Consider the following 15,224-nt stretch of genomic DNA (forward strand, 5'->3'; position numbering starts at 1 on the left):
CGAGCCTGTCGCCATGCTGCTTCGCCACATCCTCGCCCTCTCGCTGCTCGCCGCCTTGCCGGCCGCCGCGCAATCGCCGGCGAGCGCCGACGTCCCCGCCACGGCCGCCACGCCCGGCAAACAGCCCTTCACCGTCGAACGCAGCTGGCAGATCCAGCGCCTCGGCAATCCGGTCGTCTCGCCGGACGGTTCGCTCATCGTCGCGCCGGTCACCCGCTTCGAGATGAAAGAGGACAAGGCCTACACCGACCTGTGGATCTGGAACGCCGACGGCAGCGGCGAGCGCGCCTTCACCACGCACGTGGGCAACGAAGGCTCGCCGGCGTTCAGCCCGGACGGCCGGTTCATCGCTTTCACCGCCCAGCGCGAGGACGACAAGGCGCCGCAGCTCTACGTGATGCCGGTCGACGGCGGCGAAGCCCGCCGCCTCACCACGCTGGCCACCGGCGTGCAGAGCCCGAAGTGGTTCGCCGACGGCCGCCGCCTCGCCTTCGTCTCGCGCGTCTTCGCCGACCTGCCGCTGGCCGAGCAGGGCAAGCGGATCGACGAGCGTGCCGCCAGCAAGATGACCGGCCAAGTCTGGGACGGCGGCCCCGTCACCGCCTGGGACCGCTACATGGACGAGCGCCAGTTCCACGTCTTCGCCGTTGATATCGGCGGCGGTGCGCCGCAGGCGCTGACGCTGGGCACGGGCCTCGAGCTGCCGCGCGCGGCGGTGCAGGGCACGGACGGGCTGTTCGCGATCTCGCCGGACGGCGCCGAGCTGGCTTTCGTCGCCGATTCGAACCCGGCACGCGAGGACGCCAACAACGACGTGTTCACCGTGGCCGTGCCGGCCGCTGGGGCTGTGGCCGCCAAGCCGGTGAACCTGACGCCGGAGAACCCGGCCAACGACGGCACCCCGCTTTACAGCCCGGACGGCCGCACGCTCAGCTTCGTCCAGCAGCGCATCGAGGGCTTCTACGCCGACAAAGGCCGCCTGATGCTGCGCGACCGCCGCGCCGGCACCACCCGCGAGCTCTACGCCGAGTGGGACCGCACGGTCTCCGAGTATCTGTGGGCGCCCGACAGCCGCCGCCTCTTTGGCGCCGTGGACGACGCCGGCACCGTGCGCGCCTACGAGTTCCCGCTCTCCGGCGAGCCGCGCGCGATCACCGGCCCCGCCTCGTTCAACGGCTTGGCACTGGCGAAGAACGGCCTGATGGTCGGCCTGCGCCAGACCTTTGTCGAACCGCCCACGCTCGTCCGCATCGACGCGCGCAGCGGCCGCGCCACCAAGCTCTCGACGATCAATGACGAGCTGCTGGCCAACACCGATTTCGGCACCTACGAGTCGGTGACGTACAAGGGCGCCAACGGCGCCGACATCCAGATGTGGGTCAACTACCCGCCGGGCTTCGACAAGACGAAGAAGTACCCGTTCTTCATGCTGATCCACGGCGGCCCGCACAACGGCATCACCGACGGCATGAGCTTCCGCTGGAACGCGCAGGTGTTCGGCAGCTGGGGCTACGTCACCGCGTGGCCGAACTTCCACGGCAGCTCGGGCTTCGGCCAGGACTTCACCGATTCCATCAACCCGGAGTGGGCCGAGAAGCCCTATCAGGACGTGATCAAGGCGGCCGAGTGGTTCGCGGCGCAGCCGTGGATCGACACCGAGCGCATGGTCGCCGGCGGCGGCAGCTACGGCGGCTACCTCACCAGCGTGATCCTCGGCCGCGAGCACCCGTTCCGCGCGCTGGTCGCGCACGCGGCCGTGTACAACCTCTACACCCAGTACGCAGCGGACTTCTCGACCGAGATGCCGCGCTTCGGCGGCTTCTGGGAGAAGGACAATGACACCGTCCTGCGTCGCAACTCCCCGCACCTGGGTGCCGCGAACTTCGATACGCCGACCCTCGTCGTCCACGGCCAGACCGATCTGCGCGTGCCGGTGAACCACGGCCTCGAGCTCTACCAGACCCTGCTGATGAAGGGCGTGCCGAGCCGCTACGTGTACTACCCCAACGAGAACCATTGGATCTTGAAGCCGCAGAACTCGGTGTTCTGGTACCAGCAGGTGCAGCAGTGGTTCGAGGCGCACAACGCGCCGAAGGCCGACTGACGCGCGGCATCGGGTAGCCTTGTCGCCTTCGACGGCCGGGGAGTGCAGCGTGGGCGACAAGGCGAGTGACATCACGGCCGATGCGGCTGCGGCAAACGCCGCGGCCCCCGACCTGCAGCATCTCGACACCACGTCGCTCGCGGCGCTGCTGAAGCGCGCGTCGCCGGCCCGCGCGGCGCAATTGCTCGCGGCCATGCCGCCCGCGCGGGCGGCTCGCATCCTCGAAGCCCTGCCCGCGGAGGTTCGCGCGCCGATCATGGCGGCGGCGCCGGCCGGCACTGACTGGGCCGATGCCCAGCGCTATCCGGAGGGCAGCGTCGGCCGCTTGCTGGAGGACCCGCCCGCCGTGTTCCCGATGGGCACGCGCGTCGGCGAGGCCATCGATCGCCTGCGCGAGGTGGTCAAGACGCGGATGGTCACCTACCTGTTCGTCGTCGACGGCGCACAGCGCCTGCAGGGCGTCGTCGCCTTCCGTGAGTTGCTCTACGCCGCGCGCGAGCAAGCCCTCGACGACGTGATGATCCGCCAGCCTTTCGTGCTCTCGCCGTCGGCCACGCTGATCGACGCCATGCGCGAAGTGGTGCAGCGGCATTACCCGGTCTATCCGGTTTGCGAGGCCGACGGCACCCTGGTTGGCCAGGTGCGCGGGCAGGCCCTGTTCGAGCAGCAGGCTTTCGAGATCTCGGCGCAGGCCGGCGCCATGGTGGGTGTCGAGAAGGAGGAGCGCCTCGCCACGCCGTGGGCGCGCAGCTTCCGCTTCCGCCATCCATGGCTGTTGCTGAACCTGCTCACCGTTTTCGTGGCCGCGGGCGTGGTGGGCGTGTTCCAGGACACGATCAACGAGATCGTCGTGCTGGCCATGTTTCTGCCGGTTTTGGCGGGACAAAGCGGCAACCTTGGCGCGCAGTCGCTGGCCGTGGTGGTGCGCAGCATGACGCTGGGCGAACTGCGGGGCGCGTCCATCCCGCGCCTGCTCGGCAAGGAGGCGTGGCTGGGATTGCTCAACGGCCTCGGCACCGGCCTGCTCGCGGCTGCGGCAATGGCAGTGATCGCCCGGGAACGCGCCGACATGCCGGTGCTGGCCGTCACGGTGCTGGTGGCGATGACGGCGAGCTGCGCCCTGTCCGGCGTCGCCGGTGCGGGCGTGCCCTTGCTGCTGAAGCGCCTCGGCGCCGATCCGGCCACCGCCTCGGCGATCATCCTCTCGACGATCACCGACGTGTGCAGCATGGGTTTCTTCCTCGGGCTCGCCAGCCTGCTGCTGGCCCTGCACGGCTGAAGGTCCGCCGATGTTGCATTGCAGCGTGCAAGCCGTCGCGGCGGCGTCGCAGGATCGAAGCGCTTCCGACGTGGGGGAGGGAGCACGAACCCGCAAGCGCCTTGGCCTTGCGGGTTCTTTTTTTCCGGCGAGGTGCCATGACATCGCTTGAGGCCACCCTCGATGCCCTGGTGGCGCGTCGTCTCGACGCGCTCGCCGAGGCCACGCCGCTGGACGCGGCGACCCGCAACGCGCTGCGTCCACTCGCCATCACCTCGGAGTTCGCGCTTGACGTGCTGCGGCGGCAACCCGCGCTGCTCGCGAACCGTCACGCGACGCCGGCCTTCCCGGCGCTCGATGCCGAGGCCCCCGAGGGCGCGATGGCCGCGTTGCGGCGCTGGCGGACCGCCGCCTCGAGCGTCCTTATCGCCCGTGATGTCGATGGCTTGGACGATGTCGACGCCACCCTCGTCGGCAGCACGCGCATCGCCGAGCAAGCCCTGCAGGGCGCCTTGGCACAGGCGGAAGCCGAGTTCGCGCCGCGCTTCGGCACGGTGCGCGACAGCGAAGGCCGCGCGCAGCGGTTGGTCGTGTTCGCGCTGGGCAAGCTCGGCGGCGGCGAGCTCAACTTCAGTTCCGACGTCGACCTCGTCTACGCCTACCCGCGCGGCGGCAGCAGCGATGGCGCGCGGTCGCTCGACGCCGAGCCCTACTTCGTCCGTCTCGGCCAGCGCCTCGCGCAGCTGTTGAACGAACCGACGGTCGACGGCTTCTCTCATCGCGTCGACCTCCGCCTGCGCCCGTTCGGCGACAGTGGCCGGCTCGCGCTGAGCTTCGACGCGATGGAGGCCTACTTCCAGCGCGAGGGCCGCGACTGGGAGCGCTACGCCTGGCTGAAGGCGCGCCCGGTGGCCGGCGATCTCGCGGCTGGCGAATCGCTGGTCGACGCGCTGCGGCCCTTCGTCTACCGGCGCTACCTCGACTTCACCGCGCTGGATTCGCTGCGCGAGATGAAGGCCATGATCGAAGCGGAAGTCGCGCGCAAGGACATGGCCGACGATCTCAAGCGCGGGCCGGGCGGCATCCGCGAGGTGGAGTTCCTCGTACAGGCCATCCAGCTCATCCGCGGCGGACGCGAAGCGGCGCTGCGCCGCCGCGGCCTGCTGCCCGCGCTCTCTGCGCTGGCCGCGGCGGGCCACCTGCCGGAAGCCACGGCGCAGCGGCTCGCCGAGGCCTACCGTTTCTTGCGCCTCGTCGAGAACCGTGTCCAGATGCTGCGCGATGCGCAGGAGTACGCGTTGCCTTCGGACCCGCTCGATCGCCTGCGCGTGGCCCGCGGGTTGGGGCATGCCGATGCGGCGGCGCTGGAGGCCGCACTGCGTTCGCATCGCGACGTGGTGGCGGCCGAGTTCGCCGCGGTGCTCGGCGGCCGCGAAGCGCACACGCGGGCCACGACCTCGTCGGATGCCCGCACCGCCGCCTTGGCCGCTTACTGGCAGGCGTTGCCCGAGGGCGGGGCCGTGGCCACGCTGGCCGAGGCGGGTTTCGTCGACGCCGAGGCGGCCGATGACGCGCTGCGCCGCCTCTCGGGCTCGACCCTTCGGCGCAGCCTGTCGGCACGCGCGGCCGGGTGGTTCGACCGCATCGTCCCGATCCTCGCCGCGCAGGCGGCCGCCAGCGATGCGCCCGACGCCAGTCTTGCGCGCGGCATCGCGCTGATCACCGCCATCGGTCGCCGCAGCAGCTATTTCGCCCTGCTGGCCGAGCAGCCGGCGGCCCTCGAACGCCTTGCCCAGGTCTGCGCTGGCAGCGCGCTGCTGGCTGAGCGCCTCACCGAACATCCGCTGCTGCTCGATGAGCTGCTGGATGTGCGTGCGGCTGGGCCATTGCCCGACGCCGCGACCATCGCGCAGGAAATCGCCGGCCTGGTGCCGGCGCACGACGATGCGGAGGCCGCGCTGATCGCCTTGAACGAGCGGCGGCACAGCCTCGCGTTCCGCATTGGCTTGGCATGGCGCGCAGGCCGCGTCGACGCCGTGGCGGCGACGCGCCGCCTGGCCGAGGTGGCGGAGGCCGTGGTCGCGGCGGCGCTGGCCCTCGCCACGCGCGAAGTGGAGCGCGCGCACGGTCGCGTCGCCGAGGGCGGCTTCGCGGTGCTCGGCTACGGCAGCATCGGCGCGGAGGAGCTCGGTTTCGCCTCCGACCTCGACCTTGTCTTCGTGCACGGCGCCGACCCCAATGCCGTGTCCGACGGCGCCCGCCCGCTGGATGCCGGGCGCTACTACCTGCGCATCGCGCAGAAGCTCGTCGCCTTGCTCGATACCTCCACGGCCGCCGGCAAACTCTACGAAGTGGACGTGCGGCTTCGCCCCGATGGGGCGAAAGGGCTGCTGGTCGTGAACTTCGACAGCTTCGCCGGCTATCAGCGCGAGCGGGCCTGGACCTGGGAGCACCAGGCTCTCGTGCGCATGCGCCCGCTGGCCGGTGACCCCGCATTGCTCGCCCGCCTCGATGCGCTTCGCGACGAGATCCTGTCGCGGCAGCGCGATCCGCAGGCGCTGGCGAAGGACGTCGCCGACATGCGCGAGCGCATGCGCCGCGAGCTCGATCGCAGCGATGCTGCGCACTTCGACCTGAAGCAGGGCGCCGGTGGCCTCGTCGACCTCGAGTTCGCCCTCCAGCACGCGGTGCTGCGGCATGCCGGCGCCCATCCGGCGCTGATGCGACCGCGGCACAGCGCGGCGCTGGCGACGGCGCTCGCGCAGGAAGGCGTGATCGACGCTGCGACGGCCCGGGTGCTGGTCGAGGCGCATGCCGCGCTGGTCGCGTTCTCGCTCGGCTGCACGCTCGATCGCCGGCCGCGCCGCGTGCCGGACGCGACGGCTCAGGGCACGGCGTCGGCGCTGCGCGCGGCCTTGTCGGCGGGTGCGTTGTCGTCGGCCGCTGGCTGACGCTCGGTAATCGTTTCGAGTACCCATGGACGAAGTCGCTCGGCGACACGGGCGCTCTCGCGCCAGGGCTCGATCGGCCACGGCGTGCCCTCCGGACCCAGCGAGCGGGCGCGGCCGCTGTCGATGGCCTTGGCAACGAGGTGTTGGATGCGACCACGGTTGTAGCGAGGTACGGCGATCCACACCGGCGCGCGCGTGGCGGCCGCCTCACTGATCAGGTTGGCGGAATCCGGCGTCACCACCAGCCGGTCGGCCCAGGCGATCACGCCCGCGTAGGGGTTCGGCCCATCGCCGTCGTCCATCCAGACCTGCGCGCGGTCGCCCAGGGCCTGCTTGATCTGCCGGCGCATCGCCGACGGCGTGCGGCGCGAGCCGATCACCCACAGCGTGCCGCCATCGCGCTGCCGCCAGCGCAGCAGCAGTTCGAGGATGCCGTCGAGCGCATAGCGGTCCCAGTCGCTGTCGTCGGTGGGGCCGCCGACGAGCAGGGCGGTGACCGGTCCCGGTGCCTCGCCAAGCATCGGATGCGCCGCGCGCTTCTGTTCCAGCCAGGCATCGTCGATCGGGTTCAGGCTGCCGTCGAGCGTCAGCACGTTGCCGCCCTGCACGCCGTCGTGCGCGGGCAGGACCACCGCGTCCCAATGCGGCGTGGGCAGGCGCGGGTGCAGGATCTGCACGGCCTTGCTGCCGCGCTGCCGCAACAGGCGGGTGGCGAGGGCCGCTTGGCGGCCACAGCCCACCGCGATGACGGGAGGCGTCTCGAGCGCGGCGGCGAAGTCCGGGCCGAACGCGGCGTGGCTGCCCGGCAGCACTCGTGGCGCGGCCCAGCGCCACGGCACGCGCGGCCGCAGCACGAGCTCGTCGAAGGGCAGGGCCCAGGCCTCGGCCAAGGCCAGCGCCTGCCGGCGGTTGCCGGAGGCGCCGTCATGGACGACGAGGACAGGGGCGGAAAAAGCGCTACTCATGGGCCGAGTGTAGCCAGCAGCGCGGCGACGCAGCAGCGAACCGCGTCGTTCCGGCGTTCACAACGACCTGTTGCAGCGGCGGGCATCGTGCGCCGGCATCGCGCCGCCATACTGCGACCCCATCGCACCGCCCCCACCCCAGGATCCCCCATGACCACCCTCGACTCCGCCGCCCTCGACCAGCTCTTCCGCAGCGCCCGCACGCACAACGCCTGGCAGGCGAAGGACGTCCCCGACGCCCTGCTGCACCAGCTCTACGACCTCGTGAAGTGGGCGCCGACCAGCGCCAACAGCTCGCCGGCCCGCTTCGTGTTCGTGAAGTCGCCGGAAGCCAGGGCGAAGCTGAAGGACGCGCTGGCCCCGGGCAATGTCGAGAAGACCATGACCGCCCCGGTGACGGTAATCGTGGCTCAGGACATGGCCTTCTACGACAAGTTGCCACAGCTCTTCCCGCACGCCGATGCGCGTAGCTGGTTCGCTGGCAACGAGGCGCTGATCGAGAGCACCGCGTTCCGCAATGCCAGCCTGCAGGGCGCTTACCTGCTGATGGCGGCGCGCGCGCTGGGCCTCGACACCGGCGCGATGTCCGGGTTCGACGCCGCCAAGCTCGACGCCGCCTTCTTCGCCGGCACCACGATCAAGTCGAACTTCCTGATCAACCTCGGCTACGGCGACGTGGCCGGCCTGTTCCCCCGTTCGCCGCGGCTGTCCTTCGACGAAGCCGCTCGCATCGCCTGAAGCCCACCCTTCCGCCGCGGCGTCCGCCGCGGCCTGCCCACCCGGAGCACCCCATGAAGAAGACCCTGTTCGCCGCCGCGCTGGCCGCCGCCTTCGCCGCCCCCGCCTTCGCCGCAGACGCGTTCAAGTTCGACGCCGGCCACACCTACGTCGGCTTCGAGATCAACCACCTCGGTTTCTCGCAGACCTTCGGCGAGTTCACCAAGTACGACGGCACGCTGAACCTCGACCGCGCCAACCTCGCGAACTCGTCGATCGAAGTCACCATCGACACGAACAGCATCGATACCGACCAGGCCGATTTCGACGAGCACCTGAAGTCCGCGGACTTCTTCAACGTCGCCGCCCACCCGACGATGACCTTCAAGAGCACCAAGGTCGAGGACGCCGGCAACGGCGCGCTCAAGGTGACCGGTGACTTCACGATGCTCGGCCAGACCCGCCCGGTCGTGCTCGACGTCAAGCTCAACAAGGTCGCGCCGCATCCGTTCCGTCCGACGATCGAGGTCGCCGGCTTCTCGGCGAGCACCACGATCGATCGCACGCAGTGGGGCTTCGACAAGTACGCCCCGGCCGTCGGCGCGGAAGTGAAGATCCGCATCGAGACCGAGTTCAACCGCGAGCTTCCGGCGCAGTAAGCGGCGCACCCACCGCGCGAACGCGACGGGCCTTCGGGCCCGTCGTCGTTTCTGCGGCACAATCCGCGCATGCCCATCGTCTTCCGTCCCGCCGCCGAGCGCGGCCGTCTCGTCGATCCCGGCCTGTCCGGCACCGCCGCTTTCAGCCACGGCAGCGCGTTCGACCGCGACTGGCTCGGCTTCCACGCACTGCGCGTGCTGAATCGCGTCGAGCTCGCGCCCGCTGCGCGCCTGCCGGCGGCGCGTCGCGCCAACATGGAAGTGCTCACCCTCGTGCTCGCCGGCACCTACCGTGTGCAGTCGCAGGCCGGCGATTCCGGCCCCGTCGCGGCGGGCCAATGGCATCGGCTCGGCGCGGGCGCCGGCGTGGATGCCGTCGAGGAGAACCTCGATACGGCCGCGACCCTGCGCCTCCTGCAACTTTGGGTGCAGCCCATGCACAGCAATGCGGCGCCGGCGCAGGCCGTGGCTACGCCCGCCGTGGGGGAATCGCGCATCGCGGCGCCGGCCGAGGCGCTGCTGCCTTGGGGTGCCGCGGCCACGGTGCGCCGCGAATCGATCGTCCCGGGCGCGATGTTCGCCGTGCCGGCGACGCGCGGTTCGGCCTGCTGGGTCGAGGTGGTCGGCGGCGAACTGGCGTATCGCGGCCAGTTCCTCCGCGCCGGTGACGGGTTGGGCGTGGCCGATGAGGCCGGGTTCGCCCTGGTGTCCTCGTACGGGGCCGACCTGCTGGTGGTCGAGCTGCCGGCCTGAGGGCGGGCGGCCGGGGCCGCGCCGGGCTAGAATGCGCGCTTTCGCCGTTCGAGCCCGCGCCCATGCTCCGCACCGACGCCACTGCCCAGAAGGCCGCCAACACCGAGCGCGTCTATTCCGTGAAGCGCGCCGACCTGCCGCTCTCCTGCCCGACGCCGGAGATGAAGCTGTGGAACTCGCACCCGCGCGTCTACCTGCCGATCGAGAACGAAGGCGGCACCTCGATCTGCCCGTACTGCGGCGCGAAGTACGTCCTCGCCGACTGACGCCTGGGGCCCGGCCTTGCGCCGCCTCACCGTCGTCCAACTGCTGCCAGCCCTGCATGCGGGCGGCGTAGAACGCTCCACCCTCGAGATCGCGTCGGCCCTGGTCGCGGCCGGCCATGTGTCGCATGTGGTGTCCGCCGGCGGACGGCTGGTGCCGGCGTTGGAAGCCGGTGGCAGCACGCACCACGCCCTGCCCATCGGTGCGAAGTCGCTGGCCACGCCCTTCCAGATCTTCGCGCTGCGCCGCCTGCTGCGCGCGCTGAAGCCCGACATCATCCACGCCCGCTCGCGGTTGCCCGCCTGGGTGGCGCTGGCGGCCCTGCGCGGGCTTTCGCCGCGGCCGCGGTTCATCACCACCGTCCACGGGCTGAACTCGCCAGGGCACTACAGCGGCGTGATGGCCCGCGGTGACGCGGTGATCTGCGTTTCGGACACCGTGCGCGACTACGTGCGGCGGCACTGGCCCGCGGCCGAGCCGCGCCTCGTGGTGATCCCACGCGGTGTCGATCCCGCGGCGTTCCCGCGGCATGCGCGGCCGGATGCGGCGTCGCGCGCGGCGGTGCTCGCCGAGCTCGCCCTGCCCGACGAGACCCGCCTGCTGCTGATGCCCGGGCGCGGCACGCGGCTCAAGGGCCATGCCGACGCCATTGCGCTGTTGGCCGACCTTCGCGCGCAAGGCGTGCCTGCGGCCCTGTGGCTGCTCGGCACCGATGAACCGGGCCGCGAGGCCTATCTCGCCGAATTGCGCGCCCTGGCGGCCGCGCGCGGCGTCGAGTCGGCGCTTCGGGTGTCGCCGCCCCGCGGCGAGGTCGCCCGCGCCTACGCCGCGAGCGATCTCGTGCTGCAGCTCTCGCGCAAGCCCGAGGCCTTCGGGCGCACGGTCATCGAGGCCCTGTCGGTCGGCGCGCCCGTGCTCGGCTGGGACCACGGCGGCGTGGGTGAACAGCTCGCGGCGCTGCAGCCGGAGGGCGCCGTGCCGCTCGGTGATCCGGCCGCGCTGCTGCGGCGCGCACAGGCCTTGCTCGATGCCCCGCCGGCCGCGCCCGCCCACATTCCCTACACTCTGGCTGCGATGCAGCAGGCCACCCTCGAGACGTATGCACGACACGCTGGTTGATCGACTCGCCCGCTTGGCCCCTTGGTGGGTGCTGCTGCAGGTCGCCTGCTGGCCGTGGCGCGGCGTCGCCGAAGCCGTGCTCTCGCTCGGGGCACTGCTCGGCTTCGGCCTGATGTGGGCGATGCGCTTCCGCGGCGCACTGCGCGTGCTCAGCCACGAGGCTTGGGCGCTGACGAGCATCCTGTTCTGCGGCTATTGGCTGCCGCAGGTGCTGTCGATCCCGCTGGCGCTGGATCCGGCGAACACCGCGCTCGAGGCGGCGAAAGACCTGCGCTACCTACCCTTCCTGTGGCTGGCGGCGATGGCGGTCTCCACGGCCCGAGGCGCGCGCCTCGTCGGTGTCGGGTTGGCGGCGCTGGTGGCCGTATGGACCCTCGACGGCCTGCTGCAGGCGGCCACCGGCTACAGCGTCGGCGGACCGGCCGTGGCGGATCGTCTCTCCGGCATCTTCGGCGCCGACAACCTGAAACTCGGCCTCGTGCTGGCGACGCTCTCGCCCTTCGCCCTGTTCCCTGCAGCGAAGCGCGGCGTGCTGCCCTGGCTGCTGGTGGCCGGTGCGCTCGGCGTGGTGATCCTGCTCGCCGGCGCGCGCGCGGCCTGGATCAGCTTCGCGCTCGCGCTGGCCGTCACCGGCCTGCGCCATTGGGGCTGGAAGCGCACGGGCATCGGCCTGCTGGCCGGCGGCTTGCTCACCGTGGTGGTCGCCAGCACCAGCGATTTCCTCGGGCCGCGCGTCGAGCGCACGCTCGAAGCGCTGGAGATGAAGGAGGAGGGCGTCGATTTCGCGCTGTCGGGCCGCCTGGTGCTGTGGCAGACGACGGGACGGATCATCCTCGACCACCCGCTCACCGGCGTCGGCACCGACAATTTCCAGCGGGCCTACAAGGCGTACGCGGCACCCGACGACCAGTTCGTGGAATGGGGTCGCGCCGGCGCCTTCCACGCCCACCAGATCGTGCTGGAAGTGCTGGCGGAAACCGGCATCGTCGGCCTGATGCTGTGGTTGGCGGCCGTGGCGATCGCCCTGCGCGCCTGGCGTTTCGCCGAGCCCGCAGTGCGCGAGCGTGCGTCGGCACCCGCACTCGCGCTGTTGGTGACGGTCTTCCCGCTCAACACGCACCTCGCGTTCTATTCGACCTTCTGGGGCGGCGTCACCCTGCTGCTCGCCGCGCTCTATGCCGGTGCGCTGATGCGCCGCGACGCCGGCGACCCCGCCGCGGCATGAGTGCGCCGCGCTGCTTCGGCTGGCGCGCGATCGGTGCCGTCGCCGCCCTCCTCGCGCGCCTACCGCAGCGGACCACGCTGCTGCTCGGCCGCGCGCTGTCGTGGCTGCTGCGTCCGCTGCTGGGGCGGCGCTGGCGCGTGGCCCGGGTGAACCTTGCGCTGTGCTTCGCCGCCGAGTCCGCCGCCGAACGCGAACAGCGTTTGCGTGCCCACCAGCGCTCCCTCGCCGTGGCCCTGCTCGAACTGCTGCGGGCGTGGTTCGCGCCCTCGCCCACGCTGGCGGGCTTGGCGGACGTCGAGGGCCTGCAGCCGCTGCGCGACGCGGCGGCGAAGGGGCAGGGCGTCCTGCTGCTGACCGGCCACCTGATGCACACCGAGCTGGCCACGCGCTTCGTCGCCGAAGCCCTGGGCGCACCGGTGGGCGGCGTGGTGCGGCGCTACCGCCGCCACCCCTGCCTCGAACGCCTGCTCGACGCGGCGCGCACCCGGCGCCTCGGACCGACGGTCGGCAAGTTCGACGCGCGCGGCATGGCCCGGCACCTGCGCAACGGCGGCCGACTGGTGTATTCCGCCGACCAGGATTTCCGCGAGGGCCACGCCTTCGTGCCGTTCTTCGGCGTGCCGGCCGCCACCTTCGTCGGCACGCCGCAGCTGGCGCGCGCCGGGCGCGCCGTCGTGCGTTTCCTGTCGATGGTGCGTGGTCCCGACGGCCGCTACCGCGTGCGCATTTCCGACCCTGGCCTCGATGATCGACTCGACGATCCGGCGGGCTTCGCGGCGCAGTACATGGCGGTCTTGGAAGCGGCGGTTCGCCAGGCCCCGGACCAATACCTGTGGGTCCATCGCCGTTTCAAGACGCGCCCACCGGGCGAGGGTTCGCCCTACGCGCGGTAGGCGTCGCCGCGGTCGCCTTCGGGCTGGGTCTTGAAGCGCTGGTGCAGCCACAGGTATTGCGACGGCGCGCGTCGAATCATCGCCTCGAGGGCCGCCATCACCCGCGCGGTGTCGGCGGTGGCGTCCTTCGACGGGAAATCGGCCAGCGGTGCCTGCACTTCCAGGCGGTAACTGCCGTCGGCGAGGCGTTCGTGGAAGAACGGGCACACGGCCGCGCCCGAGAGTCGCGCGAGCTGGTGCGTCGAGGTGAGGCTCCAGGCCGGCCGTCCGAAGAAGGGCACGAACACGCTGTCGCCGCGGCGGCTCTCCTGATCGGGCGCGAACCACAGGATGCCGCCGCTCTTCAGGTGCTTCAGCGCCGGGCGCAGTTCGTCGCGCGCGAACATCGCGCAGGCGTAGCGCAGCCGACCCGCTTTCACCGCCCACTCCATCGCCGCGTCGCCGTGCGGCCGGTACATGCCTGCCACCGGCACGTGCCGGCAGAGCAGCCGGGCGCAGAGTTCGAGGTGCACGAAGTGCGCCGACACCAGCAGCACCCCGCGGCCCTGCGCGCGCAGCGCCTCGAGGTGCTCGAGGCCCTCCACGGTGTAGCGCGGCGAGCCCTCGGAAACGCGGCCCCACCACGCGCGCAGGAATTCGAACAGGCCGAGCCCCGTCTGCGCGAGGTTCTCGTGCGCCAGCGCCTCGCGCGCGGCGGCATCGAGGCCGGGGAAACACAGGGCGAGATTGGCTTCGACCACGCGCCGGCGCGCCGGCAGGAGGCGCCACAGCACGGGGCCGAGCGCGCGGCCCACGCGGCGTTGGAACCACGTCGGCGTCCGTGCCGCGCACCATCCGAGCGCGACGCCCAGCCACGGCCCCCAATGGCGCGGATGACCGAGGCGCAGCGTCCGGGGTGTCGGCGGGGAAGGGGCGGGATCACTCATGCGCAGATTGTAAGCGCGCCCCTGCTACCCTTCCGCGCATGTCCATGAGCCTTGGCCGGCGCCTGCTGCTGGCGTTCTATTCCGCCCTGCTGTGGCTGCTGGTGCCGGTCACGCTCTACCACCTCGTGTGGCGGGGTCTGCGCCAGCGCGAGTACCTGCTGCGCTGGAGCGAGCGCTATGCGCAGCTCGACGCGTTGCCCGACCTGCCGCCGGGCGCCCTGTGGGTGCACGCGGTCTCGGTGGGCGAGGTGAACGCGGCGATTCCCCTCATCAACGCGCTCCGCGAGCGGCATCCCGGGCGCCCGCTGCTCATCACGACGATCACGCCCACCGGCTCGGCGCGCGTGCGCTCGCTGTGGGGCGACGACGTGCACCACGTCTACCTGCCCTACGACCTGCGCGGCATGGTGCGTCGCTTCCTCGATCGGGTGCGCCCCGCGCTCGCCGTCGTCATCGAGACCGAACTCTGGCCCAACCTGTTCGTCGCCTGTGCGCGGGCCGAAGTGCCCGTGGTGATCGCCAATGCGCGCCTGTCGGAGCGCTCCTTGCGCGGCTACCGCTGGATGGCCCCCCTGATCCGCCTCGCGTTGTCCGGCGTGCGCCGCGTCGCCGCGCAGTCGGAGGCCGACGCCGCGCGTTTCCGCGTGCTGGCCGGCGATGGCGCCCGCATCGAGGTGACCGGCAACCTGAAGTTCGACCAGCCCCTGCCGAGGGCTTCGCTCGACGAGGCGGTCGGTTGGCGCAAGGCCGGAGGCGGGCGCCCCATCTGGGTGGCGGCCAGCACCCACGCCGACGAAGAGGCGGCGGTGCTCGACGCCCACCAGCGTCTCCGCGAAACGCATCCGGACGCGTTGCTGCTGTGGGCGCCCCGGCACCCCGAGCGCTTCGACGCCGTCGCGAACCGCGTGCGCGGCGCCGGGCTCGACCTGCGTCGGCGCAGCGTCGAGCGCGCCCCGGACGCCCGATGCGCGGTCTTCCTGATCGACAGCCTCGGCGAACTGCCGGGTTTCCTCGCGGCCGGCGACGTCGCCTTCGTGGGCGGCAGCCTCTGCGACATCGGTGGCCACAACCTGCTTGAACCGGCGGCGCTCGGCGTGCCGGTCTTGAGCGGCCCGCACACCTTCAACTTCGCGGAGATCACCGCGTTGCTGAAGGAGGTCGGTGCGCTGGAGATCGTCGGCGATGCGGCGCAGCTCGCCGCGGCGGTCCAGTGGCTGGTCGAGCATCCGGAGAAGGCGCGGGCCCGCGGTCGCGCGGGCCGGCAGCGCATCGATCGCGAGCGCGGCGCCCTGCAGCGCACCCTGGCGGTCATCGACGAGGTCGCGGGCTTCCCGCAGCCCTGAACGCACGAAGGCGGCCTTGCGGCCGCCTCCGTCGATCCCGAATCGGG

The 15,224-nt window shown here is 71.8% G+C and carries 13 protein-coding genes; 11 read left to right on the forward strand and 2 right to left on the reverse strand.

The window, feature by feature from the left end; all coding sequences use genetic code 11:
* Positions 1-13: 13 nt before the first annotated feature.
* The 3 genes from ACIQ6S_RS03150 to glnE all read left to right on the forward strand — a co-directional run bounded on the left by ACIQ6S_RS03150 (position 14) and on the right by glnE (position 6,313).
* Positions 14-2,104 (forward strand): prolyl oligopeptidase family serine peptidase, encoded by a 2,091-nt coding sequence (locus ACIQ6S_RS03150; RefSeq protein ID WP_397607088.1) that lies wholly within the window; start codon positions 14-16, stop codon positions 2,102-2,104.
* A gap of 49 nt (positions 2,105-2,153) precedes the next feature.
* Positions 2,154-3,383, forward strand: coding sequence for a magnesium transporter (locus ACIQ6S_RS03155; protein ID WP_397607089.1), 1,230 nt, complete (start codon positions 2,154-2,156; stop codon positions 3,381-3,383).
* Between the two features lie 137 nt (positions 3,384-3,520).
* Positions 3,521-6,313, forward strand: coding sequence for a bifunctional [glutamate--ammonia ligase]-adenylyl-L-tyrosine phosphorylase/[glutamate--ammonia-ligase] adenylyltransferase (glnE, locus tag ACIQ6S_RS03160; RefSeq protein WP_397607090.1), 2,793 nt, complete (start codon positions 3,521-3,523; stop codon positions 6,311-6,313).
* Here glnE and ACIQ6S_RS03165 read toward each other — a convergent pair.
* Positions 6,247-7,278 (reverse strand): mitochondrial fission ELM1 family protein, encoded by a 1,032-nt coding sequence (locus tag ACIQ6S_RS03165; RefSeq protein ID WP_397607091.1) that lies wholly within the window; start codon positions 7,276-7,278, stop codon positions 6,247-6,249. The two genes, glnE and ACIQ6S_RS03165, sit on opposite strands and share 67 nt — an antisense overlap.
* 150 nt (positions 7,279-7,428) lie before the next feature.
* Here ACIQ6S_RS03165 and ACIQ6S_RS03170 point away from each other — a divergent pair, with 150 nt between their 5' ends.
* From ACIQ6S_RS03170 to ACIQ6S_RS03200, 7 genes are all read left to right on the forward strand, one after another.
* A complete protein-coding gene (locus ACIQ6S_RS03170; protein WP_397607092.1) occupies positions 7,429-8,016 on the forward strand; it encodes a malonic semialdehyde reductase in 588 nt (195 codons plus the stop codon).
* Between the two features lie 53 nt (positions 8,017-8,069).
* Positions 8,070-8,654: a YceI family protein gene (locus ACIQ6S_RS03175; protein ID WP_397607093.1), complete on the forward strand. Its 585-nt coding sequence runs from the start codon at positions 8,070-8,072 to the stop codon at positions 8,652-8,654.
* Between the two features lie 69 nt (positions 8,655-8,723).
* Positions 8,724-9,407 (forward strand): pirin family protein, encoded by a 684-nt coding sequence (locus ACIQ6S_RS03180; protein WP_397607094.1) that lies wholly within the window; start codon positions 8,724-8,726, stop codon positions 9,405-9,407.
* 62 nt (positions 9,408-9,469) lie between these two features.
* Entirely contained in the window at positions 9,470-9,673 is a 204-nt protein-coding gene (locus ACIQ6S_RS03185; protein WP_297866011.1) for a zinc-finger domain-containing protein, read from the forward strand.
* A gap of 16 nt (positions 9,674-9,689) precedes the next feature.
* Entirely contained in the window at positions 9,690-10,790 is a 1,101-nt protein-coding gene (locus ACIQ6S_RS03190) for a glycosyltransferase (protein WP_397607095.1), read from the forward strand.
* Positions 10,771-12,015, forward strand: coding sequence for an O-antigen ligase family protein (locus tag ACIQ6S_RS03195; protein WP_397607096.1), 1,245 nt, complete (start codon positions 10,771-10,773; stop codon positions 12,013-12,015). The genes ACIQ6S_RS03190 and ACIQ6S_RS03195 overlap by 20 nt, the downstream gene beginning before the upstream one ends.
* Entirely contained in the window at positions 12,012-12,908 is an 897-nt protein-coding gene (locus tag ACIQ6S_RS03200; RefSeq protein ID WP_397607097.1) for a lysophospholipid acyltransferase family protein, read from the forward strand. The genes ACIQ6S_RS03195 and ACIQ6S_RS03200 overlap by 4 nt, the downstream gene beginning before the upstream one ends.
* On the opposite strand, the gene lpxL is transcribed toward ACIQ6S_RS03200, so the two are convergent.
* Entirely contained in the window at positions 12,896-13,834 is a 939-nt protein-coding gene (gene lpxL / locus ACIQ6S_RS03205; RefSeq protein ID WP_397607098.1) for an LpxL/LpxP family Kdo(2)-lipid IV(A) lauroyl/palmitoleoyl acyltransferase, read from the reverse strand. The genes ACIQ6S_RS03200 and lpxL overlap by 13 nt on opposite strands.
* A gap of 38 nt (positions 13,835-13,872) precedes the next feature.
* Here lpxL and waaA point away from each other — a divergent pair, with 38 nt between their 5' ends.
* Complete coding sequence (gene waaA, locus ACIQ6S_RS03210; protein ID WP_397607099.1) at positions 13,873-15,177, forward strand: lipid IV(A) 3-deoxy-D-manno-octulosonic acid transferase; 1,305 nt, start codon at positions 13,873-13,875, stop codon at positions 15,175-15,177.
* The last annotated feature ends 47 nt before the right edge of the window (positions 15,178-15,224 follow it).

The organism is Silanimonas sp. (assembly GCF_044377035.1).
GTDB lineage: Bacteria > Pseudomonadota > Gammaproteobacteria > Xanthomonadales > Xanthomonadaceae > Silanimonas.